This window comes from Leeuwenhoekiella obamensis (assembly GCF_055391795.1).
The window spans coordinates 2,390,885-2,415,033 of the sequence record NZ_AP029251.1; the positions used below are offsets into that span (position 1 = coordinate 2,390,885).

At 39.1% G+C, this 24,149-nt stretch carries 27 protein-coding genes and 1 tRNA gene; 15 read left to right on the top strand and 13 right to left on the bottom strand.

Annotation, left to right across the window (positions count from 1 at the left end):
• Window positions 1-3: 3 nt before the first annotated feature.
• Both ACZ5L8_RS10595 and ACZ5L8_RS10600 read left to right on the top strand, forming a co-directional pair.
• Window positions 4-279 (top strand): ATP-dependent Clp protease adaptor ClpS, encoded by a 276-nt coding sequence (locus ACZ5L8_RS10595; RefSeq protein WP_464437308.1) that lies wholly within the window; start codon window positions 4-6, stop codon window positions 277-279.
• 210 nt (window positions 280-489) lie between these two features.
• Window positions 490-563: transfer RNA gene (locus ACZ5L8_RS10600), tRNA-Arg, on the top strand.
• Between the two features lie 52 nt (window positions 564-615).
• On the opposite strand, the gene ACZ5L8_RS10605 is transcribed toward ACZ5L8_RS10600, so the two are convergent.
• Entirely contained in the window at window positions 616-1,548 is a 933-nt protein-coding gene (locus ACZ5L8_RS10605) for a DUF6807 family protein (protein WP_464437311.1), read from the bottom strand.
• A gap of 139 nt (window positions 1,549-1,687) precedes the next feature.
• Between ACZ5L8_RS10605 and ACZ5L8_RS10610 the strand changes: the two genes are divergently transcribed.
• Window positions 1,688-3,115 carry an MATE family efflux transporter gene (locus ACZ5L8_RS10610; RefSeq protein ID WP_464437313.1) on the top strand — a complete coding sequence of 476 codons (1,428 nt, stop codon included), beginning with the start codon at window positions 1,688-1,690 and terminating at the stop codon, window positions 3,113-3,115.
• Window positions 3,116-3,159: 44 nt separating this feature from the next.
• Here ACZ5L8_RS10610 and ACZ5L8_RS10615 read toward each other — a convergent pair whose 3' ends face one another.
• Window positions 3,160-4,182: a DUF1565 domain-containing protein gene (locus ACZ5L8_RS10615; RefSeq protein WP_464437314.1), complete on the bottom strand. Its 1,023-nt coding sequence runs from the start codon at window positions 4,180-4,182 to the stop codon at window positions 3,160-3,162.
• A 91-nt stretch (window positions 4,183-4,273) separates the two neighbouring features.
• Here ACZ5L8_RS10615 and ACZ5L8_RS10620 point away from each other — a divergent pair, with 91 nt between their 5' ends.
• Both ACZ5L8_RS10620 and ACZ5L8_RS10625 read left to right on the top strand, forming a co-directional pair.
• Window positions 4,274-5,515: a hypothetical protein gene (locus ACZ5L8_RS10620; protein ID WP_464437316.1), complete on the top strand. Its 1,242-nt coding sequence runs from the start codon at window positions 4,274-4,276 to the stop codon at window positions 5,513-5,515.
• A gap of 58 nt (window positions 5,516-5,573) precedes the next feature.
• Window positions 5,574-6,020, top strand: a complete 447-nt coding sequence (locus tag ACZ5L8_RS10625) for a Na(+)-translocating NADH-quinone reductase subunit F (RefSeq protein ID WP_464437318.1) — start codon at window positions 5,574-5,576, stop codon at window positions 6,018-6,020.
• Here the strand turns inward: ACZ5L8_RS10625 and ACZ5L8_RS10630 are convergent.
• Complete coding sequence (locus ACZ5L8_RS10630; RefSeq protein WP_464437319.1) at window positions 6,017-6,409, bottom strand: DUF423 domain-containing protein; 393 nt, start codon at window positions 6,407-6,409, stop codon at window positions 6,017-6,019. The two genes, ACZ5L8_RS10625 and ACZ5L8_RS10630, sit on opposite strands and share 4 nt — an antisense overlap.
• 70 nt (window positions 6,410-6,479) lie before the next feature.
• Between ACZ5L8_RS10630 and ACZ5L8_RS10635 the strand changes: the two genes are divergently transcribed.
• Window positions 6,480-6,992: an adenine phosphoribosyltransferase gene (locus tag ACZ5L8_RS10635; protein WP_464437321.1), complete on the top strand. Its 513-nt coding sequence runs from the start codon at window positions 6,480-6,482 to the stop codon at window positions 6,990-6,992.
• Window positions 6,993-7,019: 27 nt separating this feature from the next.
• Here the strand turns inward: ACZ5L8_RS10635 and ACZ5L8_RS10640 are convergent, their stop codons facing one another.
• The 4 genes from ACZ5L8_RS10640 to recQ all read right to left on the bottom strand — a co-directional run bounded on the left by ACZ5L8_RS10640 (window position 7,020) and on the right by recQ (window position 11,328).
• Window positions 7,020-7,952: a peptidylprolyl isomerase gene (locus ACZ5L8_RS10640; protein ID WP_464437322.1), complete on the bottom strand. Its 933-nt coding sequence runs from the start codon at window positions 7,950-7,952 to the stop codon at window positions 7,020-7,022.
• Window positions 7,953-8,068: 116 nt separating this feature from the next.
• Complete coding sequence (locus tag ACZ5L8_RS10645) at window positions 8,069-8,467, bottom strand: hypothetical protein (protein ID WP_464437324.1); 399 nt, start codon at window positions 8,465-8,467, stop codon at window positions 8,069-8,071.
• A 95-nt stretch (window positions 8,468-8,562) separates the two neighbouring features.
• Window positions 8,563-9,120, bottom strand: coding sequence for a hypothetical protein (locus ACZ5L8_RS10650; protein ID WP_464437326.1), 558 nt, complete (start codon window positions 9,118-9,120; stop codon window positions 8,563-8,565).
• A 9-nt stretch (window positions 9,121-9,129) separates the two neighbouring features.
• The gene (gene recQ / locus ACZ5L8_RS10655; RefSeq protein ID WP_464437328.1) at window positions 9,130-11,328 is read right to left on the bottom strand and encodes a DNA helicase RecQ; all 2,199 of its coding nucleotides are present in this window, start codon (window positions 11,326-11,328) and stop codon (window positions 9,130-9,132) included.
• Between the two features lie 80 nt (window positions 11,329-11,408).
• Between recQ and ACZ5L8_RS10660 the strand changes: the two genes are divergently transcribed.
• The 4 genes from ACZ5L8_RS10660 to lptB are packed head-to-tail and all read left to right on the top strand — an operon-like array spanning window position 11,409 to window position 14,407.
• Window positions 11,409-12,377 carry a KpsF/GutQ family sugar-phosphate isomerase gene (locus ACZ5L8_RS10660; protein WP_464437330.1) on the top strand — a complete coding sequence of 323 codons (969 nt, stop codon included), beginning with the start codon at window positions 11,409-11,411 and terminating at the stop codon, window positions 12,375-12,377.
• A complete protein-coding gene (gene tatC / locus ACZ5L8_RS10665; protein WP_464437331.1) occupies window positions 12,377-13,225 on the top strand; it encodes a twin-arginine translocase subunit TatC in 849 nt (282 codons plus the stop codon). The genes ACZ5L8_RS10660 and tatC overlap by 1 nt, the downstream gene beginning before the upstream one ends.
• Before the next feature lie 39 nt (window positions 13,226-13,264).
• The gene (locus ACZ5L8_RS10670; RefSeq protein ID WP_462597345.1) at window positions 13,265-13,624 is read left to right on the top strand and encodes a carboxymuconolactone decarboxylase family protein; all 360 of its coding nucleotides are present in this window, start codon (window positions 13,265-13,267) and stop codon (window positions 13,622-13,624) included.
• Between the two features lie 42 nt (window positions 13,625-13,666).
• Window positions 13,667-14,407 carry an LPS export ABC transporter ATP-binding protein gene (gene lptB, locus ACZ5L8_RS10675; protein ID WP_462597344.1) on the top strand — a complete coding sequence of 247 codons (741 nt, stop codon included), beginning with the start codon at window positions 13,667-13,669 and terminating at the stop codon, window positions 14,405-14,407.
• 2 nt (window positions 14,408-14,409) lie between these two features.
• Here the strand turns inward: lptB and ACZ5L8_RS10680 are convergent, their stop codons facing one another.
• The 3 genes from ACZ5L8_RS10680 to ACZ5L8_RS10690 form a co-directional block, all read right to left on the bottom strand.
• Window positions 14,410-15,030 carry an NUDIX hydrolase gene (locus ACZ5L8_RS10680; protein WP_464437334.1) on the bottom strand — a complete coding sequence of 207 codons (621 nt, stop codon included), beginning with the start codon at window positions 15,028-15,030 and terminating at the stop codon, window positions 14,410-14,412.
• A gap of 383 nt (window positions 15,031-15,413) precedes the next feature.
• Window positions 15,414-16,043, bottom strand: coding sequence for a CatA-like O-acetyltransferase (locus tag ACZ5L8_RS10685; RefSeq protein WP_464437337.1), 630 nt, complete (start codon window positions 16,041-16,043; stop codon window positions 15,414-15,416).
• Complete coding sequence (locus tag ACZ5L8_RS10690; protein ID WP_464437339.1) at window positions 16,040-16,774, bottom strand: CDP-alcohol phosphatidyltransferase family protein; 735 nt, start codon at window positions 16,772-16,774, stop codon at window positions 16,040-16,042. Before ACZ5L8_RS10690 ends, ACZ5L8_RS10685 begins: the two co-directional genes overlap by 4 nt.
• A 123-nt stretch (window positions 16,775-16,897) precedes the next feature.
• Between ACZ5L8_RS10690 and ACZ5L8_RS10695 the strand changes: the two genes are divergently transcribed.
• The 3 genes from ACZ5L8_RS10695 to ACZ5L8_RS10705 all read left to right on the top strand — a co-directional run bounded on the left by ACZ5L8_RS10695 (window position 16,898) and on the right by ACZ5L8_RS10705 (window position 19,928).
• Window positions 16,898-17,968, top strand: coding sequence for a putative type IX sorting system protein PorV2 (locus ACZ5L8_RS10695; RefSeq protein ID WP_464437342.1), 1,071 nt, complete (start codon window positions 16,898-16,900; stop codon window positions 17,966-17,968).
• A 206-nt stretch (window positions 17,969-18,174) separates the two neighbouring features.
• Entirely contained in the window at window positions 18,175-18,363 is a 189-nt protein-coding gene (locus tag ACZ5L8_RS10700; protein WP_464437343.1) for a DUF1328 domain-containing protein, read from the top strand.
• A 128-nt stretch (window positions 18,364-18,491) separates the two neighbouring features.
• Window positions 18,492-19,928, top strand: a complete 1,437-nt coding sequence (locus tag ACZ5L8_RS10705) for a hypothetical protein (protein WP_464437345.1) — start codon at window positions 18,492-18,494, stop codon at window positions 19,926-19,928.
• Between the two features lies 1 nt (window position 19,929).
• On the opposite strand, the gene ACZ5L8_RS10710 is transcribed toward ACZ5L8_RS10705, so the two are convergent.
• Complete coding sequence (locus ACZ5L8_RS10710) at window positions 19,930-21,162, bottom strand: MFS transporter (protein WP_464437346.1); 1,233 nt, start codon at window positions 21,160-21,162, stop codon at window positions 19,930-19,932.
• Window positions 21,163-21,395: 233 nt separating this feature from the next.
• Here ACZ5L8_RS10710 and ACZ5L8_RS10715 point away from each other — a divergent pair, with 233 nt between their 5' ends.
• On the top strand, window positions 21,396-22,004 hold the full coding sequence (locus ACZ5L8_RS10715) for a DUF1684 domain-containing protein (protein WP_464437347.1): 609 nt from the start codon (window positions 21,396-21,398) through the stop codon (window positions 22,002-22,004).
• On the opposite strand, the gene crcB is transcribed toward ACZ5L8_RS10715, so the two are convergent.
• Window positions 22,001-22,372 (bottom strand): fluoride efflux transporter CrcB, encoded by a 372-nt coding sequence (gene crcB / locus ACZ5L8_RS10720; RefSeq protein WP_464437350.1) that lies wholly within the window; start codon window positions 22,370-22,372, stop codon window positions 22,001-22,003. The two genes, ACZ5L8_RS10715 and crcB, sit on opposite strands and share 4 nt — an antisense overlap.
• Window positions 22,369-23,427: an SRPBCC family protein gene (locus tag ACZ5L8_RS10725; protein WP_464437352.1), complete on the bottom strand. Its 1,059-nt coding sequence runs from the start codon at window positions 23,425-23,427 to the stop codon at window positions 22,369-22,371. The genes crcB and ACZ5L8_RS10725 overlap by 4 nt, the downstream gene beginning before the upstream one ends.
• A 335-nt stretch (window positions 23,428-23,762) precedes the next feature.
• On the opposite strand from ACZ5L8_RS10725, the gene ACZ5L8_RS10730 reads away from it, so the two are divergent.
• On the top strand, window positions 23,763-24,149 hold the full coding sequence (locus tag ACZ5L8_RS10730) for a pyrophosphohydrolase domain-containing protein (protein ID WP_462597333.1): 387 nt from the start codon (window positions 23,763-23,765) through the stop codon (window positions 24,147-24,149).

Below are 24,149 nucleotides of genomic sequence, written 5' to 3' on the forward strand. Positions count from 1 at the left end.
TGTATGAGTCTCATAGAAAAAATTCAGGAAGAGTCTGATGTATTGCTAAAAGATACAAACGAGAACGAGATCGTTCTTTATAATGACGAGGTCAATACATTTGATTACGTTATTCAGACCTTAATTGACACCTGCGACCACACTCCGCATCAAGCAGAGCAATGTTCTATAATTGTACATTACAAAGGCAAATGCACTGTAAAGACTGGTAGTTACGACGATCTTGAGCCTCGTTGCACAAAGATCTTGCGTGCTGGACTTAGCGCAGAAATTGTTTAATTAAAAAATTCTTCAAGGATATTTGTCAAATAACCAAGAATAACTATATTTGCACCCGCTTAAGTAAAAAGGTTGATAGCAACATTTTTAACAAAGCACATTTAATTTTTTCGTTACAGCGAAAATAAATCGGCCTCGTGGCGCTCCCGATAGCTATCGGGATAAATAGCGAACCTGTTTAAGCTCAGGTAGGCACAAAGCTTTAAAATCGGCCTCGTGGCGCAACTGAATAGCGCATCTGATTACGGCTCAGAAGGTTGCAGGTTTGAATCCTGCCGAGGTCACTAAAAAATAAAAACCACGCTCAACAGCGTGGTTTTTTTGTTTGTATAAAGTTTACTGAAATTTCCTACTCAGTAAATTAAGATCAACACCAGCTTTATGAATAACAACCCTATATTTAAGAACCAGCGGCTCGTCTTGCTTTAAAAATACAGGGTATCTTCCTGGATACGGAAAAACCGCATTTTGCATACTTGCCTTTTTTCTTAAGATCCATGGATTAGGATAACCGGGATTCTCAGGATGCGCAATAATTGCCACGCCTGTTTTATTTTGGCTTTCGCCAAAAGTTCCCATAAAGTCCAACCAACCTTTGCTCGCTACAGGCGTGTTTTTTGGAGTCACAACACCTTTTGCTCCTATAAACGCAATGTCTTCTGGCAATTTGATCCTTGCTGAAAACCCGCCGTAACCTTTTTCATCTTCAGAGCCACCTAAAGCAATGTCTGGCTCAAGACCCCAAAGTTTTATTTTAAAGTCAATGATCCTATAATCTTCCTTTGCAGGAAAAACAGTGATCGTGGTTATCTCACGTATAAACGGCACAGAGATTAATGCATCATCCGTCCAATTTGGCGAAAGCCATAAAACCTCTGCTTTTAGCGCTTTTGCACCTTTATCTTTTGTGATCTGCTGCACATCTGCAACATCCCATTCTATATTTTTAATTTCCCAGCCATCACCTATGCGTTTGTTGCCTATGAAAATTTGATGCCATGCCCAGAAAATTCCGCGATGATGCTTATGATCTTGCGGGAAGTCTTCTGTGAGCACTTCACCGTCCATCCCATAAAGAGGATGCACATAGTTTGCACGCTCATATTTTCCGTTAAGCGATTTGGCGGAAGCCTGATAAACTAAAACCGTATCTGTGTTTTCAATAAAAGCATATTCGCCCTCTGTTTGCTCGATTTTCACCGATTGTGAATGCATAAAACCGCAGCAAAAAAGCACGCCAAGCGCAAGAAGAATCTTTCTAAAAATCAAAATGTTGCAAAATTTTCGATAAAAGTAATCATCTGCATCATAACTATCACAGTCTCTAACATTTCTTAAAGAAATATTGCGGTGTCTGCCTTTCGGCGAAAGCCATAAAAATCTATCTTAGCGTACCTTAATCATCGTCATGCAGCCCGCTCAAGAAGTTCCCGAAACCCCAAAACCACCAAAAAGAAATTTCTGGAAAGCGTTAATGGACGCCCTCAAAGGAACGACGGCAGATTACACCACAATTAGCCTCAATAAAGCGATCTTTTTACTGGCAGTGCCCATGGTTCTTGAACTTGTGATGGAGAGCACTTTTGCAGTAGTAGATATTTATTTTGTGGGTAAGCTAGGCGCATCAGCCGTGGCGACTGTGGGATTGACAGAGACCTATTTGTTCCTGCTATATTCTATAGGTATGGGGCTCGCGATGGGTGTGACCGCGATCATTGCTCGCCGTGTGGGCGAAAAGAAAAAAGAAGAAGCATCTGTTGCGGCAGTGCAAGCGATTTTTATAGGCATCCTCGCTTCTATTCCATTTGCTATTGCTGGTATTTTTTATGCGCCAGAACTTCTCAATCTTATGAGCGACGATGAGTGGATCGTGACAAATGGCTACCCGTATATGCAATGGCTTCTGGGTAGTAATGTGGTGATCATGTTGCTTTTTGTGATCAATGCTGTTTTTAGAGGTGCTGGCGATGCGGCGATCGCAATGCGCATTCTTTGGATTGCAAATGGCATCAACATGATCCTTGATCCTATGCTTATTTTAGGCATTGGTCCGTTTCCTGAGTTGGGTCTTAAAGGCGCGGCGATCGCGACGTTTATAGGTCGCAGCGTGGGAGTTGCCATACAGATATGGACGATTACACGGGGTGGAAAACATATTCGTATAAAATTCTCACAACTCTATTGGAATGCAAAGGCGGCGCTAAACATTGTAAAAACTTCGCTAGGAGGCGTTGGTCAAATGATCATTGGCATGACTTCCTGGATCTTTATAATGTGGATTCTTGCGCAAATAAGCAGCGAGGCCGTTGCTGGCGCAACAATTGGTTTGCGACTTATGCTGCTAAGTATAATGCCTGCTTGGGGTCTCGCAAGCGCGGCGGCAACTTTAGTGGGTCAAAATCTAGGTGCAAATAATCCCGATAGAGCAGAAAAAACCATCTGGAAGGTGGGTGTTTATAACATGATATTCCTCATAGTTGTCGCTGTTATTTTTTATGCTTTTAACCGCGAACTGGTAGCACTTTTTATAGACACTCCGCAAGTGATCGACGTTGGCGCAAAGTGGCTCGAGATCCTTTCTTATGCGATATTTATTTACGGCTGGTGGATGGTAACCTCACAAGCTTTTAACGGTGCTGGCGACACCACGACTCCCACAAAGATCAATTTTGTTTTCTTCTGGTTGATCCAGATTCCGCTGGCGTATGTTTTTGCGCTGGTGCTAGATTGGAGTTATACTGGCGTTTTCTGGGCAGTTTATATTTCAGAAGTGGCGGCCAGTTTCTTTACCATTTGGCTTTTCAAAAAAGGAAAATGGAAGCATCAAAAAGTGTGATCTCCCATATTTCTGCCTTTCGGCGAAAGCTAAACAAAGACGATCTATTCTTTAAATAAACCGGCTTTGAGCTCAGCGCCAGCAGAGCCTTCTTTAAGTTGTAAATGATCATTCTCCGGAAGGGTTTCTTCATTTAAGATTAATGCGGCATTTCCCTTTCGAGTTATATTTTTCTCTGGGATACCAGATTTCTTCAACTCAAGGATTTTTTGTTCTTCTCGTGACCATTTGCCCGCAAAATTTGCATTGTTAAGCAACAAAGAATTTTCCCAAACCGAGCTAAAATTCATATCTGGTTTCACAACAACATATTCATTATCGAGTAAAATATTGTTTTTAAAAGTTACGTCGACATCCTCCTGGGGAAACCAAAACGCGCTCTCATAACTTTTTGCGATGATATTGTTTGTGATCTGCATACCAGCAACATCATCAAAAAACAGGATTGCATTTCTGCATCCATAAAAAACCGAGTGTTCTACTTTGTTATTCTTCCCTTGAATCCAGACCGCACCTTGAATCTTACCTGCTTCTTTGTCGCCCACAAATACACATTGAGAAACCTCTAAATCTGTATACATTTTATTCGGTTTTGTGATGGGATAATAATACCCAACAGATGGATTTGGGTTACCCAAAAACTTAATTCCTTTAATGGAAACATGCGAGGTGTTTATCAAAAATCCGGCAGCATGCTCAAAGATAAATTTGCTGTTATACCCAGAAGTTGAAAGTACAACAGGCATTTTAGCAAGTTCCCAATCTTTATCTCCCGGCAGGATTTCGGCGGTAATTGTAAATCTCTTTTCAACATCAAAAACCGCAAGCGGATTCACATCTACTCTATCTTCCAGAACATACGTTCCTGATTTTAAAATCACTGTTATCGCCTCGTTTGCACTTAATTTGTTGGCTGTATCCACAGCAGCGATTATTGATTTAAATGGTGCATCCTTCGCGCCAGTATTTTTATCATTTCCATTTATCGCATCAACATAAATTGTTTGCGCATGTACAGCCGCAGTTAGCAAAAATATCAGCGCCGTAAGTCTAAAATTATTCTTCATCTCGTGGTTAATTAATTTTAGGCAAGTATATTTATAAGGCTGATTCAATGCGATTTGAAACGCATTCATTTTACATTCAAAAGCCGTTTAAGTGCAAGACCAACTTTTAAAAACCTGCAAAAAAGAAATAGAGAACCAACTCGCCTGGCCGCCCAGCGCGACTTGGAAGCAGCGAGATTACAAGAATCTCATTAGGCTTATTGAAGAAAAAACGGGAATACTTTTAAGCCTTTCTACATTAAAAAGAATTTGGGCAGATAATTACACTGGCAATCCGCATCCTGCGACGCTGGATGCATTGGCTCAATTTCTGGATTATCAAGATTGGCTTGATTTTTCAAATCAACATCAAAGCGTAACACCTCCAACTTCACAGACAAAACCTGCAAAGAAATCCCATTCTAAAATCTATTTATCCATTACTGCTTTTGGAATTATTCTTATTGTGCTTCTTGCTTGGGCGCCATGGAGAGGGTCAGATTCGCTTTCGCGAAAGCGACTAAAAAATACAAACGAAGCTATTTTTAAAGCAGACAATACTGTGAAAAACGGAGTTCCGAACACCGTGATTTTTCGTTATGATGTCTCAAAAATTGAAGCAGATAGTTTTGCCATTCAGCAATCTTGGAATGCGTATCGCAGAAAAAAAGTAGCAAAAACGGATAGTATTTTCACCAGTCAGTATTACTTTCCTGGAGTGCATCACGCCAAGCTTTTTGCAAATGATTCTGTTATCAAGACCGCAACACTACGCATAAATACAGATGGTTGGACCGCAATTGCCCGAAAAGGTTATGAGGATAATGTACCGCAATATTTTGAGCTTGCGAAGGAGGAGAATACATTACAAATTAGCGCAGAAGCTCTTGAGACTTACAAAGAAACTATCGCCGCCGAGTCGATAATGTGTTATTACAACATTGGTGATTTTGATTTTGAGCCAACAAATTTTGAGTTTTCCACAACTTTAAATCTTGAAAAAGTGGCAAATATCACTTGCCCCACAATGGGTGTGATGATTTATGGCGAGAATGATTTTTGCATGATTCCGCTTACGCAAAAAGGCTGCGAAAGTAACCCACAAATCAAACTGGGCAAAGACATCATCGGCGGTAAAGTAAATGACCTCAGCGGTTTTACGACAAATGTTTATGAAGAGCACGAACTTAGGATTCAATTTGGCGAAAGCCAAACAAAAATAATGCTTGATAGCGACCTCATCATGACCCGTGAAACCCCGAAAAACCTAGGTAAAATCGCCGGAGCCATGCTTTATTTTTATGGTTATGGAATTGCAAAAGACACAAAAATGAGTTCGCTTGAAGCGCTTTAACAAAACATGCTTTACATACCGACTGATTTTGAGTAATTTTATGTCATAAATCATTTCTATGAAGACGACCGCGAGACTTGAGAATGCAATCCAGAAGCTGTACACGGCTTTCCATAACGACCAGTTAAATCCTGAATGCTGCAAGCAATGCGCGGTGGGAAACATCCTCAACAACACGGATAGTTGGAAGCATCTGAGCGATAATCACGGCAGTCTTAACCTTAATTATGTGGGTAAGGTAAACCAACTTACCGGGAAGAAATTTGGCGGGTATTCTCCGCTTGAAATCCTAGAGATTGAAGCTACTTTTTTACAACATTGCGGCTATTCTTTACCACTACGTCACAATGGGGTAAAGCCAAAAAACGCTACAGACAAAGAAATTCTTTTTAATGGTTTACAGGGCGTTGTTGAATATTTATGCAAGCTTGACGGCGTACAAAATGTGATGGATTACTCGCGGTTATTTGAGTATGAAAGAGCAGAAGATTTGGCTTTAGCCTAAACAAATACTTTTACAAAATACACCAGTAAGCAAATCCAGCCTGCGGCGAGGCAAAGTCCGCCGAGTGGCGTTATTGGCCCAAGAAACTTCCATTTTTTACCGGTGGCGCCGCTGATGCACAACCCGTAAATACTGAAAGAGAACAAAACGGTGCCAATCACAAAAAGCCAGGCAATCGCACTTTCTAAACCTGTATTGAATCCCAGATTAAAGCTGATTACCAGCAAAACTATCGCGTGATACATTTGATATTTTACGCCGGTTTCCCAACTTGTGAGTTGATCTGCAGTAAATCGCTTTTTTAGCGCATGCGCACCAAAAGCTCCAAGAATTATCGCTAAAAACCCGAAGAAAGCTCCAAAAACCTGTGTCATTAAAATATCGTTCATGCTTAATAATTTTATGCGAAATTAACCATTAGTTTTTCAGCCTGACGGCGAAATTGAATAACTTTCCCACATGGATTTAAGCAAGTACATCAAGGACATTCCAGATTTCCCTAAACAAGGCATCATCTTTAAAGATATTTGCCCGCTGCTCAATGACGCGGCGGCGGTGGATTATGCGGCTACGCTTTTCGCGGAAGCGGTAAAAGACAAGAATATCACAAAAGTCGTGGGCATTGAATCCCGCGGATTTTTGTTAGGAATCTTGATTGCACAGAAGTTGGGCGTAGGATTTATCCCAATCCGGAAACCTGGGAAATTGCCTGGTGAAGTTTTGGCAAAAAGTTATTCGCTGGAGTATGGCGAGGATTGCGTGGAGATGCAAAGCGATTGCCTTACGGCAGAAGATAATGTCTTGCTTCACGATGATGTTCTGGCCACTGGAGGAACCGCAAAAGCTGCTTGCGAATTGATTGAAACCGTGGGCGCAAAAGTCGCTCAGGTGAGCTTTTTGATGGAGCTTAAATTTTTAAAAGGGAGCGAAAAACTACAAAATCGCAGCATCCACTCCCTTTTAGAATATTAATTTATTCCTTCTTCAAGGAATTATAGACTATCCAGCTTTTACAAGCTCTACATCAAACACAAGAATCGCGTTAGGAGGAATCACACCACCTGCACCGCGACTTCCATAACCTAGGTCTGAAGGAATCACAAATCTTGCTTTATCACCTTCTTTAAGCAATAAAATACCTTCGTCCCATCCAGAAATCACCTGACCTACACCTACGGTGAAGTCAAGCGGCTGGTTGCGCTTGTATGAAGAATCAAACACAGTACCGTCTGCGAGTTGACCTTTATAATGTACAGAAACTTGGTTTCCTTTTACGGCTGGCTTACCATTTCCTTCTTGGATGATTTGATAACGCAGTCCGCTTTCAGTTTCTTTAAAACCAGCAGAAAGTTTATCAAGCTCAGCTTTTGCAGCTTCTCTTTCTTGCTTCACACGCTCTTCACGTGCTCCTTCAAACTTGCGAAAAGCCTCAACCGCATTCCAATTTTTAGCCTCTTCACCTTCGCGGATGATCTCAACTTTATCCATTGTATCGCCTTGAGCAACGCTATCTACAACATCCTGACCTTCTACCACGTGACCAAAAACAGTGTGCTTACCATCTAACCATGGCGTAGCCACATGCGTGATAAAAAACTGGCTTCCGTTTGTTCCAGGACCTGCATTTGCCATTGAAAGGATACCAGGACCTGTATGTTTTAAGTCTGGGTGAAACTCATCATCAAAGTTGTAACCAGGACCACCAGAACCTGTACCGTTAGGGTCACCACCTTGCACCATAAAATCTGGAATCACACGGTGAAATTTAAGTCCGTCGTAATATGGAGTTCCTTGCTTTTTAGCAGCATTTTCCAGGTTTCCTTCCGCTAGGGCAACAAAGTTACCTACTGTTCCTGGAGTTTTATCATGGGTAAGTTTTACCAAGATTTCGCCTTTTGGCGTATGAAATTTAGCATAAATACCGTCTTGCATGTCTTCGTTTTAAAAATTGAGGTGCAAAGATACGGATTGTAAAAGGTTTAGCCTGTAAAAAGCGTAAGTGTTGATTTGGCTTTCATGCTTTGAAGCTTGACAGGCAAGCCAAAAAATCACTTCCCAGATACCGGCTTGTAGATCAAGGTAAGTTCATCATCGGCAAGTTCTGGCTCTTCCAGAAATTTTATGATGAGTTTACCGTCTTTGATTTCATAGGAATATTCTACCGTCTCCCCAATCTTCAAATAATTATCCTGCGTTGAGAAAGTATATTCACCGGTAGGTTTGATAAACTGCATGTTCTTGGGACTGTTGATATCAATTTGATTAGATTGGATCTCAAGTGTGTTGCCGCTAAAATCTGTTTCATCTGTAAAAGGACAAAAACAGATCGCCTTTTCTAGCTCCCAATTCCCATAGATTGAAGCGGTCTCTGCAGATTTCTTTACTCCGCAAGAAGAAAAAAATGTGATTATCATGGCTGTTGCCAAAAGTTGTATTCTGGTTTTCATAGTAGCTTTTTAAACGAAATTACTCAGAAAAAGAAAAGCCGCTAAAGAAAGCGGCTTAATTTATAGGAATCTTAACGGATGACTAAATCCTATTATCACTCTTTAACGAGATTATTTCTTTTTGCAATTTGTCGAATTTGCTCTTTTAATATTCCCTCAAATTTTGTTTGATTTGCAAATAATAAATCTGTGTTGTTTGCTACTTTTTTCAAAAACAAAAAACTATCATATTTATTAACTATCCTTAAATATTCGGTTTTATCCTCGTATGTGATTATAATACTACTACTTCCATTCAACAGTTCATAACTGACTCTTTCAACTAAACCATTAGTTATTATCAGAAGTTCTCCATTGAGGTTAAAAGAATATATAATTTCGGTCTCATTTTTATCAATCAAAAGCCAAGAACAGCCTGTTAAATATCTTTTACTAATTTGTAAATCCGTGAATCTTTTAGCTTTATCAAATTGATTATTTACAAATGACTCTGTTCCTTTAAAGGCTACCCCAATCTTTGTTTTAGATAAATCTGTGTCCTGATATTTTTGCTCAAGTTGAGTATGCTTTCTACTTAACGCCTTAGAAAGCTGTATAGCAAATAGAAGAATAATGACCCCTACGATTCCAAATATAATTATTTCTTCATCCACAATAATCGACTAGTTTGCTACCTCACTGATAAATTTAATTCTGTATAATCTGATCTCATCATCTTCATAATCGCCATCAAATTCTTCCATGGCGTCTTCTATTTTATCAGTTTCTGCCTCTAGGAAGTATTCGTGCAATTCTTCTTGTTGATCTTCATCCAGGATTTCATCGATCCAGTAATCGATGTTGAGCTTTGTACCGCTGTAAACGATGGCTTCCATCTCTTTTACAAAATCTACCATCTCAAGCCCTTTCGCGGAAGCGATATCATCTAACGGCAATTTGCGATCTACGTTCTGAATGATATATAACTTTAACGCACTGTTTGAACCCGTAGATTTTACCACAAGATCATCTGGACGAATGATATCGTTTTCTTCTACATATCTCGAAATAAGATCGATGAATTCACGACCGTATTTTTTTGCCTTGCCCTCGCCTACTCCGTTTACATTAGAGAGTTCTTCAATGGTAACAGGATATTTAATCGACATGTCGTCAATAGAAGGATCCTGAAAAACCACATACGGTGGAACCCCTTTCTTTTTACCTACTTTTTTGCGAAGATCTTTAAGCATGCTGATCAATTTTTGATCAGATCCTCCGCCTAATTTTGCTCCGCTAGGTGTAATATCTGTTGCATTTTCATCAAAGATGTGATCCTCTGTCATCATGAACGACTTAGGATTTTTCAAAAATGCTTTACCTGTGTCTGTAAGTTTTATGACACCGTAGGTTTCGATATCTTTTTTAAGGAGTCCGGCGACGATCACTTGTCTAACAAGCGCCTTCCAATAATGTGAATCTTTGTCTTTACCAATGCCGAAATACGCTTCTTCATTAGTTTTATGCGAGGTAATTATCGCATTATTCTTACCGATCAATGTATTTACAAGCTCTTTATTTTTATAAATCGCGCCTGTTTTTTGAACTACTTCTAACAGTTGCTTAACATCATCTTGGGCTTCGTGCTGTTTTTTAGGATTACGAACGTTATCATCCATATCTCCACCGTCACCAGTTTCATTATCAAATTCTTCACCAAAATAATGAAGAATGAATTTTCTGCGCGACATTGAAGTTTCGGCGTAAGCCACAACATCTTGAAGCAATGCGTGACCTATTTCCTGCTCTGCCACAGGTTTGCCACTCATAAACTTCTCTAGCTTCTCAATATCTTTATACGAATAATATGCTAAACAATGACCTTCGCCACCATCACGACCAGCGCGACCGGTTTCTTGGTAATAGCTTTCAATACTTTTTGGGATATCATGGTGAATTACAAAACGTACATCTGGTTTGTCAATTCCCATCCCAAAGGCGATCGTCGCAACTACAACATCTACATCTTCCATTAGGAACATGTCTTGATGCTTTGCTCTGGTTTTTGCGTCTAAACCGGCATGATAAGGCACAGCTTTAAGTCCGTTAACCTGTAAAACCTGCGCGAGTTCTTCTACGCGTTTTCTACTAAGACAATAAATGATACCGCTTTTACCTTCATTTTGCTTTACAAAACGAATAATATCTGCATCTACATTCTTAGTTTTAGGACGAATCTCATAATATAAATTAGGTCTATTAAAAGAAGCTTTAAACGTATTTGCTTCCTTCATCCCAAGGTTCTTGATAATATCTTCCTGAACTTTAGGCGTAGCGGTAGCGGTAAGCCCAATGATCGGGATGTTATCGCCTATGCGCTTTATAATGCTGCGCAGATTGCGATATTCTGGTCTAAAGTCATGACCCCACTCGCTAATACAGTGCGCTTCATCAACAGCTACAAAAGAAATAGTTTGTGCTCTTAAGAATTCTACATTCTCTTCTTTAGTAAGAGACTCTGGCGCTACGTAGAGCAACTTTGTTACGCCATTTACAATATCTTCCCGCACCTGTTTGAGTTCGCCTTTAGTAAGCGACGAATTCATCACGTGCGCAATTCCATGTTCATTTGATAAGCCTCTAAGCGCATCTACCTGATTCTTCATCAGTGCGATAAGAGGTGATACTACGATCGCGGTTCCTTCCTCAATTAATGCCGGTAATTGATAACATAGAGATTTACCTCCACCGGTGGGCATGATCACAAAGGTGTGTTGCCCGGTTACAATACTTTTAATTACTTGCTCTTGTAAGCCTTTAAACTGGCTAAAGCCAAAGTATTTCTTGAGTGCCGCGTGTAAATCGATTTCTTCCTTACTCATCAATCTTGCTTCAATTTTACATACATTTGCAACCTAAATATAATAATTTCCTAAAAGAAAAATTGCCTAAATCCTATCTTTTGAATTTAAGGGATCAGATCGTTGAATGCGCGAGGCGCACCATAGACATAGAACACAATGCAATTGCCAACCTCAAAAACCTTGTGGATGACCAGTTTGCACTTGCTGTTGAGGCTGTTTATGAGTCGCAAGGAAGAGTGATTCTTACCGGCGTAGGCAAGAGCGCAATTATTGCACAAAAGATCGTAGCAACGCTAAATAGTACAGGTACGCCTGCTATTTTTATGCACGCGGCAGATGCAATTCATGGTGATCTGGGAACAATTCTTAAGGATGATATCGTTATTTGCCTTTCAAAAAGTGGAAATACTCCGGAGATCGAAGTGCTTGTTCCTTACATAAAAAGTAGAAAGAACAAGATCATCGCTCTTACATCTAATAAAGATTCATTTCTTGCAAAGCAAGCAGATCATATTCTTTATGCTTACGCAGAAAAGGAAGCATGCCCACACGATCTGGCTCCTACCACTAGTACAACGGTACAAATGGTGATGGGAGACGCTTTGGCTATAGCCTTATTAGAATTACGCGGATTCACAAGTCAGGATTTTGCTAAGTATCATCCTGGAGGCACATTAGGAAAAAAATTATACATGCGGGTGAGTGATCTTACATCACAAAATCAAAAACCGCACGTATCTCCAGATACTCCGCTTAAGGATGTAATTGTTGAAATATCTACAAAAATGCTAGGCGTTGTAGCCGTCCTAGAAGATAAGAAGATCGTAGGTATCGTGACAGATGGAGATATTAGAAGAATGCTACAACACAACGAAGTTTTAACTGGCTTAACCGCCAAAGATATAATGACCAAAGATCCCAAACGTGTAGCAAATACTGCTATGGCAGCAAAGGCGCTTGAGATCATGGAAACACATAACATATCACAATTGCTAGCTGAAGATGACAATGAGCATTATGCAGGTGTGGTTCATATTCACGATCTTATTAAGGAAGGAATACTCTAATGGCAAAGACAAATAAAAAAGACCCTAATGCAGAAATGTCGTTTCTTGACCATCTTGAAGAATTAAGATGGCATCTTATACGATCTGTACTTGCTGTGGTAATTGTGGGAATCGTGGCATTTATTTTCACAGATTTTATCTTTGAACAGATCATTTTTGCTCCGTCAAGACCAGAGTTTGTTTCTTATGACCTGCTTTGCCAACTTTCAAACATCTTTGGTTCTGATAAAGGTTGTTTAACCTCAGAGGGACTTAATTTTGAAATACAGAGTAGACAGATGAGCGCACAGTTTAATGCCGCCATCTGGACCTCAATATGGACTGGTGTTGTAGTAGGTTTTCCATACATCCTGTTTGAAGTTTGGAAATTCATCTCTCCTGGACTTTATGAAAATGAACGCAAAAATTCACGTGGATTTATCTTTGTTTCTAGCTTACTTTTCTTTGCTGGCGTACTCTTTGGATATTATGTGATTTCGCCTTTGAGCATAAATTTCTTAGCAAATTTCACGGTAAGTGATCAGATCAAAAATCAATTTGACATCGATTCTTACATAGGTCTTGTGAGAATGAGCTGTCTATCTGCAGGTGTGATCTTTGAGCTTCCTATTGTGATCTTTTTCTTGACAAAAATTGGTCTTGTAACTCCGCAGTTACTTAGAAAATATAGAAAATATTCACTTGTAGTTGTACTGCTTCTGGCTGCTGTCATCACGCCTCCAGATATCTCTACACAGATCATCGTTGCGATCCCTATTCTTATTCTTTATGAGGCAAGTATTTTGATCTCTGCGCTTGTAGCGAAAAAAGAAGACAAAAAAGTAACTGGATCACAAGTAAGAAAATAATCCCCTTACCGACCTAAATGGTCATAAATCATATTAATAATGTCATCAAACAATAACCCTGTAGCAGAATTTAACGAGTATCGTGCAAAAATGAACGATAAGATTCTTGCTGATAAAAATAAAGTGATCAATCGCATCTTTAATCTAGACACTAACGCCTTTATGCCTGGTGCGCTAGACTTAAAAACTAAAGAGCTTCTAGGTCTTGTAGCTTCTACTGTTTTACGTTGTGATGACTGTGTAAAATATCACCTTGAGAGCTGCTATGATGCCGGCGTAACACGTGAAGAAGTTCTAGAAACTTTGAGCATAGGCACTTTAATAGGTGGAACCATCGTTATACCACACTTAAGAAGAGCCCACGAATACTGGGATGCTTTAGAGCAGGAAAAACAATAGACTTGTGAGCTTTGGCTCAAAAGTTGATATTTGTATGCCACTATGAAACTACGCGCACAAAATCTAGTAAAATCGTACAAAGGCCGTCAGGTTGTAAAAGGTATCACCGTTGAAGTTGAACAAGGTGAGATCGTTGGATTATTAGGACCTAATGGTGCTGGTAAGACCACCTCTTTTTACATGATCGTGGGACTTGTGAAGCCTAACGGCGGAAAGATCTTTCTTGAGAACAAAGAGATCACAAAATACCCCATGTACAAACGTGCGCAACACGGTATAGGTTATCTAGCACAAGAAGCCTCAGTATTTAGAAAACTGAGTATTGAAGACAACATCCTTAGCGTGCTTCAACTTACAAACCTTAGTAAGAAGGAGCAACGCATGAAGATGGATGAACTTATCGATGAGTTCAGTTTGGGGCACATTCGCAAAAACCGTGGAGATCTACTTTCGGGTGGGGAGCGCCGTAGAACTGAGATCGCTCGTGCGCTGGCGACAAATCCTAACTTTATTCTGCTAGATGAGCCATTTGCTGGTGTTGACCCGGTTGCGGTTGAAGATATTCAGCGTATTGTGGCGCAGCTTAAGCAAAAAAACATCGGGATCTTGATCACAGACCATAACGTACAAGAAACGCTTGCGATCACAGATCACACTTACTTAATGTTTGAAGGTAGTATCTTAAAACACGGTATTCCTGAAGAACTTGCAGCTGACGAAATGGTGCGTAAGGTTTACTTAGGTCAGAACTTTGAGTTGAGAAAGAAGAAACTTTTTCAATAAAACTAGTCGAAGTATACTGGTTTGGATGCATCCAAATGCTCTAGCAAAATATCGATCTGATTTTTTAAGATCCTGTCTGTAGATAATTCTGGTAACGCTTTAAGCGAAAACCAATCAATCCCGGCGATGTCAAAATTAGGTTTTGACTCTTGACTGACGATCTCGCACAAAAAGCACATTTTGTAAACATAATGCGGTTGCGGCGGATGCGCATGCATCTTTTTATCAAAAACAGCTAGCAAGCGCTTAACCTCAACAATGTAACCCGTTTCTTCTTCCAGTTCTTTGATCACATTTTCTTTTGGCGAAAGCCCAATATCTGCCCAGCCGCCAGGCAACGTCCATTTACCATCCACCTGCTCTTTTACAAACAAGATCTCCTTTTTTTCATTGAGGATAAAGGCTCTTACGTCGACGTTTGGCGTAGGATAATCTTCTTTAGGCAAATAAAAATTCTTAAAAACCTCAACCTCTTGTTCAGTAAGTAACGCCTGCATCTCTAGCGCAATTTCTTGCAACTGCTCATAGCGCTCAGCGTCATATTCGCTATTCTTAAAAACAAGACCAGCATCTGCGAGCGCTTTAATTTGCTTTGAGAGATTAAGAAGTTCTTTGTTATTCATCACGTTTTAAATCTTTTTTGAGGAAATAGCGATATAAGAAAAAGCCAATAAAAGAATAATTTACAACCATTAGTCCGACTATAATAAATTCAGAAACAATAAGGCTAAAGATTATGTAAATAATCAAAATTCTCAACCAGTAATACCATGTGAAGTTTTTCAAACTACTTTCATAGCCCAATCTAAAAAAGATCAATTCTGAAAAATACCAAATTAAGAATGATGGAATTGCGATTATCAAACCAATTGAAATTCCTAAACAAAAATTCAGCACAAAACTTTCCAAAAAATTAGACACAATTGAAACACTTTTTAAAGAATTAAAAAGTGCTTGAAAGATGGATCCAATGAGAAATGAAAGGAAATAATATGCCGTAAAAATCTTAAACCGCACGTAGCTCTTTTTCTAGCTGTTCTATAAATCTACCTACATGCAAAGCGTCTGCAAGCGCATGATGCACATGTACAGACATTGGCATGGTTAATTTACCGTTTTCATTTTTCAGTTTACCTACAGAGATCTTCGGGCAACTGTCTGGAAATGCAAAACTGCGAGCATGAGAAATGGATGTAAAATCTACCCACGGCAATGCCGAAAAATGGATCACATCGTCGCCAGAAACCCCGATCTCGAGTCCGGTGTTGTTTTTTACGCGGTCAATTTCGGCGCAAGCCAAAACATTAAACGCATCAAAATCCTCAGAAAACTCAATATTTGAAAACCCAAAGGTTTCATTCTCTCGCGCGATCGTAGCCGAAGCTCCTATTTTATCGTGCACAACAACCTCATTTTCACGTATGCGATATCGCAGATTCTCAACCGAGTTTAGCGCTTTGAGAATACGATGCAAATACACCACAAAAAATGACTTGTTATTTTCTTTAGCAAAGTGGTAAGCGCCCGTCACATCTATGGTAACAACTACACCATAAAACGGCTCGTCAAACTTAGAGAAGAACTCAAAATGCTCTTTTCTCGCCCACTTTTCTTTATCTAAAATGGTAAAACTCATGCTTTCTTAGGTGTTAAAAGCGACACAACTACATACAGCAATATGATGAGCGGGATCGCCACAAATTGTAACTCTGCGATCAAGATCACTGTGGCGAGTATGAATAGATATCTAACTTTATTTTTGGCGAAAGCCCAACTTTTAAATTTTAAAGCAAATAGCGGAATTTCGGCATTAAGCAGATAGCAACATAATGCGGTAAGTGCGATAAGAAACCATTGATTTGTGATGATCGCTTCCGCGAAAGCGATATCCTGATATTGCATTATGAGCGGCAAACTCACTATTAGCAGCGCATTTGCCGGTGTGGGCAGACCTATAAAAGAATCTGTTTGACGTGTATCTATATTAAATTTTGCCAGTCTAAAAGCTGATGCTAATGTGATCGCAAAACCTAAAAACGGCAGAAGATCCAAAGATTCCCAATAAATCTCATTAGAACCAGAATTTGTAGTCCAGCCAGTGCTTTGTTTTAATAATTGAAACATTACCATTCCCGGCACAGCACCACTAGTCACCGCATCTGCCAGTGAATCTAACTGTAAACCAAGCTCGCCTTGCACTTTAAAAAGACGTGCAAAAAAGCCATCAAAAAAATCAAAAAATATCCCAAGCATCACAGCATACGCCGCAATCTCTAGCTCTCCTATAGCCGCAAAATAAACACCCGTTGTACCACAAAAAAGGTTAGCCAGCGTAAACGCATTAGGAATAAAGCGAGTAATCTTCATACAATCATTTTGAGTAAAAATAAGAAAGTCTGCATTGCTAAAAACTACGTATGCAATATTGAGGGGCAAATAAAGTTTAAATTAAGAATTGATTTGAGCATATTTGCTTAAAAACTACGGCCTTTGGCAAAACGATATTGCATAGCATTTTTTCTTCTGGTTATTACGATCACAAGTGCGCAAACCACCAGAAAATATTCCAATGAATTTTTAAACATTGGTGTAGATGCTGCTGCCATGGGCATGGGTAACGCCGTTGTCGCTTCTACAAACGACGTTAACGCCGGCTACTGGAATCCCGCAGGATTAACACGTATTGAGGATAACGAACTTGCCCTGATGCACGCCAGTTATTTTGCCAATATTGCGCTTTATGATTATGCGGCTTTCGCCAAAAAGTTAGACGACAAAAGCGTTGCGGCTTTTTCTGTGATCCGTTTTGGTGTGGATGATATCCTTAACACCACACAACTTATAGACGCAGACGGAAATATTAATTATGATAACATCAGCTTATTTTCTACAGCTGATTATGCTTTTACATTTTCTTATGCCAGAGAATTACCGCTAGACGGTTTGCGTCTGGGCGCAAATGCAAAAGTGATACGACGTATTATAGGAGATTTTGCAAACAGTTGGGGTTTTGGGCTTGACTTTGGTTTACAATATGAAAATGATGATTGGCAATTTGGAGTAATGGCTCGAGATATCACAACATCTGTAAATACCTGGAGTATCAACGAAGAAGAATTTGCAAAGATCAGCGATGCTGTAGAAGGTCAAAATCAAGAACTCCCAGAAACCTTAGAGATCACTTTACCTAAGCTACAATTAGGCGTTTCACGATCTTGGCTTATTAGATATGATTATTCTATCAAAGCAGAGTTTGATATGCTCATGCGCTTTACACAAACTAATGACATCATTAGCTCTTCTGCAGTAAGTGCGAGTCCGGCGGTTGGGTTAGAATTTGGTTACACAGATCTGGTTTTTATAAGAGCAGGCGTTGGCAACTTTCAAAATATCACTCAACTTGATGGCAGTGAGCGTGTAGGCTTTCAACCTAATATAGGTGTAGGTTTTAAATACAAAGGTATTCATGTAGATTATGCGCTTACAGATATTGGTGACCAGAGCGCCGCAATTTACAGTAACATCTTTTCGCTTAAGCTAGACTGGGAACTCTTTAGATAGAGATCAACCCGGCACACAAATTACACCTTCTCAGCAAATTAAGAAGCTTTAACAAATCATCACCGTTTGGTTAAAAAATATTCAATTAGGAATCTGTTGGGAGAAAACGCTGTGTACGCATAGTAAATTTGTATCAACAATAAGAAGTAATTATTAACCAAAAAGAGAGAAACAACATGAAACGATTTACAATACATTTTTTGATCATGGCAATTATTTTAGGAGTATATGGTTTCTCTGGATTTGACCTTTGGGGAACTGAAGCTGCAAGAGTACTTTTCTTAATCGCAGCAGATATGTTTGTTGTTTCCCTATTCGCAAGACTTCTTTTTAAAGGAGAAACTAGCAAGATCATTAAATCAAGAGAAGCAGTACCAAGCAAAGTAGAAGCATAAAAAAACTACATATACTACACTAAACTACACAGAACTACCGCTCACCTGAGCGGTTTTTTTATTTAAATTAGTTTTTCTTAAAGCATTAGCACGATTATTGTAAGTAATGCTTATAGATTCTACATTTTATGACTAAATATTCCTTAGCTATCCTTGCATTTCTCTTATGCCTTACTGTTAACGCACAAGACTCTATTGTGATCACAAAAGGCAGAGTGACTGAAAATATCAAGATCAATAAAACAGATCTCACGTATTCATTATACCTACCAGCCTCTTACAGCCCTGAGAAAAAGTATCCTGTGATCTTTGCGCTTGATCCAGATGGAGATGCAATACGCACAGCAAGATTATTTACCGCAGCAACCGGCGCACTTGACTTTATTGTTGCCGCAAACGAATTTAAGTTCACAGATTCTACAGAGGTGAACATCACAAACACTATGGAGATGATGAATCACGTCATCCTTTCAGTGAGTACAGATCAAGATCAATTTTACGTTTCTGGACTAAACGAAGGCGGCGTGGTCGCTAGTAGTATTTCTTATGTAGTTGCAGGAATTGCAGGCACGCTTCCTATTAATGATGTTTTTTTTAAAGTAAACTTTTTAGCATTAAAAAACCGCGGTTTTGTCTCTGGCCTTGTCGCAAATGCATCAGTTGATTATTATAAAATGGTTGATGCTTTTGATAATTTGGCTGCAGCCAAAAGTGAAAATAAACTCTACAAATATCCAGAAGCAGACGGCTGGCCCATCACATCTGTGCTTTCTACAGCGATCTCTAATTTGTATTTTTTGAGAAACGATCAACTAGGAAAAGAACTACCAGAAAAAACAATTGAAGCCACACTGAATGCAGATCTAAGCACTGCACAATACCTAATACAAAACAGACATTACCTCATAGCAGAAAACTATATTAAAGATTTTAAAGACAAATATCGCAATAAGCATGACCTAGACACATTGCGCTATTTACTTAGAGATCTGCGGGACGATCCAGGTTTCAAGACCGCAAACAAAACTGCAGAAGGTGATGAGTATGATGAATTCTATCTTCTTGAAGATCTCACCTATTTTTTAAGTCTAGATGTAGGCACAGCAAATTTTGAGAACTTAGCGTATTGGGATCAAAAAATTCAAGATCTTGAGGCCGCTGCACAAAACGCCTACAAAAGCTCTGAAGCTATTGTAGCACAACGACTTTTAGGTTTTTTAAATGCTAGTGTAAAAGCCTATATTAAGAGTGTTGAAGAATACAACACACCTACCAGTGACAGCTCTGTAGTAAAAAAGAAAGAGTCAATAGATAAAAGAATGTATCCTCATATTCTAATGACTTTTCTTCAACCAGATAATGCCGACTCTTATATGCGATTAATAAGTCTAGCCGCAGAAGATAATGATAGCAATACCGCTTACTTCTACCTTGAAGAATTACTTCGCACAGGCTACAGAGATTATGATGCTATTTATGAGATCCCAGAAACTGATGTGATCAAAATAAGTCCGGCGTATAATGAGATCGTTAAGACATACTTCTTCAAGTCAAAATATCAATGATCTATTCTGCTAAGACAACTTGATCTTTAATTTGCTTTCTCTTAACACACAAACGCACATACATTAACAATGCAAAAGCCACTAAGGTTAACCCAAACATACAAAGCCATGTATTCTCATACCCTATAAGGCTCACAAGTTGCATCCCGCCATTGTGACCAAAAATGTGCGCCATAGAAAATGACATACTGTATAATCCCATGTATGCGCCTTGTCTGCCTAATTTTGATCTGCTTAACGCAAAAGCATTACCAAATGGAAAAGCGATCATTTCTCCTAGCGTAGCTACGATCATCCCTAAAACTAGAATTCCTACCATTGGCGTGATCTCATAAAGCAAGAAACTTCCACCCACAAGAAGCAAACCCAGGATCACATTATTAAGCGCTGATATCCCACGTTTTTCTAGGAAATTGATCAGTGGCATTTCAAAAACAAAGATCATAAATCCGTTAAGGGCAAGTAACAAGCCTATTTGACTCTCCTTCAGCAAATGCACTTCGCTATAATACAGCGGCATTGTAGAGATATATTGCAAGAAGATCACCCCAAAAAGCACCAAAACAAGCAAGAACAACACATATACTTTATCAGAAAATGGAGAAAGCGGATTTTCAACAAGCACCTCTTTATCAGTTTCTTTTACTCGCTTAGGATTTAAAACCCGTATCATTAAAATTCCCGCGGCAGCACATGTTAAGGCATCCGCCCAAAACAAGCCAGCATAACCAATGCTTGCGATAATGATTCCGCCTAGTGCTGGCCCAGCTGAAAACCCTAGATTTATCGCAAGTCTTATAAGCGTTAATGACCTTGTTTTATTTTCAGGTTTGCTGTATGCACTTAAAGCCACAAAAAATGCAGGTCTCGAAGCATCCATAATTGAGATCAGCACAAAAAAGCTAATACAAATTCCCACAAAAGAACTTACAAATTGAACCGCGATAAAACACACAGAACTGATCAATAAACTATACAAGATCACCTTATAATACCCTATTATATCAGTAAGCTTACCGCCTAACCAAGAACCAAAAAAGGATCCAAGACCAAAACACGTCATCACCCATCCCACGGAGCTTATTGAAAATTCAAGATCTTCTCTTAGATACAATGACAAAAAAGGTATTACCATTGCCCCGGTTCTATTTACTAATGTAATAAGTGCGAGCCACCACACTTCTCGCGACAAACCGCTAAAGGTGTTTAAGTATGCTCTAAATAGCTTTTTCATTTTTGGTTAGTTTTAAAAAGCGTTTAAAAAAGCGTTTAAAAAAGAAAAGTCCGGCCTTTTTAAAAGCCGGACTTAGATATAATTGAGTTTATTTTCAATTTTTACCATAGATATCCAGCCCGTACTTTTTGCTTATAGCACAGAGAGACTTGATATGTCATGGTAAAAAGTTTCATTTCTTTTGTTTACTTTGTCAAAGCTAAAACAAAACTGCTTACAACAATCTCTTTATAATGAAATTAATTCTTAACGCACTCATTTTCACTTTATGTTCTATTTCTTTTGGCTACAGCCAAAACTATAAGAAGGAAATAAAGGAGTTTCAAAAAGAGCTTAATGAGGAGATCTCTAGAGAAGAAAAGCCCATTTTGCTAGAGGAAGACAGAAAAGATTTTGAAGGACTAGAGTTTTATCCCATCAATGAAAATTATAAAGTAACAGCAAAACTTGTTTTGATCTACGACAAGACACCTATAGGTTTTGCCACAACTACTGATAGGATTTCTTATCAAACAAGATATGCCGAAGCGCATTTTACACTTAATGGAAAACCGCAGGTTCTTTATCTATATGAATCTGTTATGCCTATAGAAGAAGAGGGTTATGAAAATTATCTCTTCTTACCCTTTACAGATGCCACAAATGGTAATGGCAGTTATGGCGGCGGTAGATTTATAGATCTTTTTATCCCAGAAAAAGGCGATGAGATCGTGATAGATTTTAATAAAGCCTATAATCCGTATTGTGCGTACAGTCCTAATTTTTCTTGTCCTATCCCACCTGCAGAAAATAGACTAGATGTTGCTGTTGAAGCTGGCGTAAAAGAATTTAAGGCACACTAAAACTGCTTACTCAGCCACATCCCGAGAAAAACAGCGGCAAAGCCTACTAGCAAACTTCCTACGGTATACAGCGCAAAATTGGCCAGATCGCCGTTGCGCAGCATAACATGATTCTCGTAAGCAAAGGTTGAAAATGTTGTGAAACCACCACAAAAGCCTACTGCGATTAAAGAGATCACGGGTGAGTTCATCATCTCATTTTTTAAAGCCCAACCTAAAATCAATCCTATAACCAAACTTCCTAGAACATTAGCAGCTAGCGTACCATAAGGAATACCAGATTGCGCACTGTTAAGCCATTTACCTATTAAAAATCGTAGACAACTTCCTAAGCCGCCACCTAGAAAAATAAGGAGAACTTGTCTCATAGACTGTCACTTTCGGCTGCGGCTGGCGCTAGAATTGGCACATAGATCTCTGTGATCCATTCTGCCGGATTTTTAACTTCACCAGGATCATTAGCATACAATTCAAATGGTGGATTATTCTCATCTGGAGCATAACCGTTTTCGCTGATGTATTTCATTGCTTCATTCCAGGCTTCTTCAAGATTACTGTAATTACCCTTAAGCACAGTTTTAATTGCAGTTTGAGATGGCATAAATCCACAAAGCACACTGCTTTCAGCAGGGACGATTACTTGTGAAGTAGTAGGTATTGCGCATGAGATTATTGCGCTATTTCCTTCAGGATTGTACTGATTATAGATAGTCATCGGCTTTCCTGAAACTGTAATATTTTCACGCTTCATGAAATTATCTACCTGACCTAGAAGTTGTCCCATTTTTGCACTAATACCGCTTAGGGTTGTAGAACTTGAGGCATACATATAAAAACCTCCACTGTATTGTGTTACACCATCTACACTTATGCTGTACACTTTCATATCTGCTTTAACGCTTTCCTCTAGACCTTCTAACCCACGCTGAAACATTTTGCGCATTTCTTCATCAAAATCATAACCTGCGATAGCAAAATAAGCTTTATCAGTTAATGGATGTTCTCCTTGTATAGACCAGACCACTTTGGTTCCGCCTTCTACTTCCTCAAACTCCCAGATCACGTCTGAGGTTCTTTCGCCAAGAGGCGTATTAAAAGTAATTTGTTGCTCAATACGGCTATATGGTATCACGGCAATAGTCTTCATAGAACCATCGCCGTCTTTGCTATTCCACGAGTAGCTTGCCCCTTCTCCACTTGTTTTCTCAGGATAATTAAAAACCATTGCAGGATCATCCTTCTTCCATGGCCCCCAGTTTTCCCAGGTTCTGTACTCATTAGCTTTCTCAAAGATCATCTCTTGAGGAGCTGCGATCACGGCAGAACTTTGTATGTTGTATTTACCGTCTTTAGTTGCAAAATAGATCGCCCCAGCGATCACCACGATAAGCAGTAGGAAAAAGAGATATTTAAGGATTTTCATTTCCTATTATGATTTTAGGGTTGTCAAGGTATGCTAAGATAGCAATTTATAATGGTTAGAAGATAAAACCCTAAATGGTTTAAGCGCCGCGCTATATTTTTATGGCTTAAGCCAAAACTTTATAACGAAAAGCACTAACACAAAAACTATAAATCCTACCAACACCCATTTACTGCCTTTGTAATGTTTTTTGTGAAGCTTCTTGTCTCTGCGATAACTTAATGAAATAAAGATCACAAATGCTATGACAAACAGAATCGCAAAAATCAACTGACCGGTGCTGAACATTTTTTATAAATTTTGGTCAAATTTACAGCATAAAACCCGTATTAAAGATGAAAAAATACACAGATGCCGTTCATGAATTTCACAGCGCTTTTAAGCTAGGAGCTAAAGAAGCACCGCACGCTGATCTAGGAAAAGCTAAAAACCTTTTGCGTTTTAACCTGATGAAAGAAGAAAATGAAGAATACCTTGAAGCGGCAAATAATAATGACCTTGTAGAAGTTGCAGACGCGCTAGGCGATATGCTTTACATTTTATGTGGAACCATAATTGAGCATGGCATGCAACATAAAATAGACGAAGTATTTGACGAGATACAACGCAGCAACATGAGTAAACTGGGCGAAGATGGCTTACCTATTTACAGAGAAGATGGTAAGGTACTAAAAGGGCCTAAATACTTTAGGCCCGATATTAAAACTATATTAGATCGATAA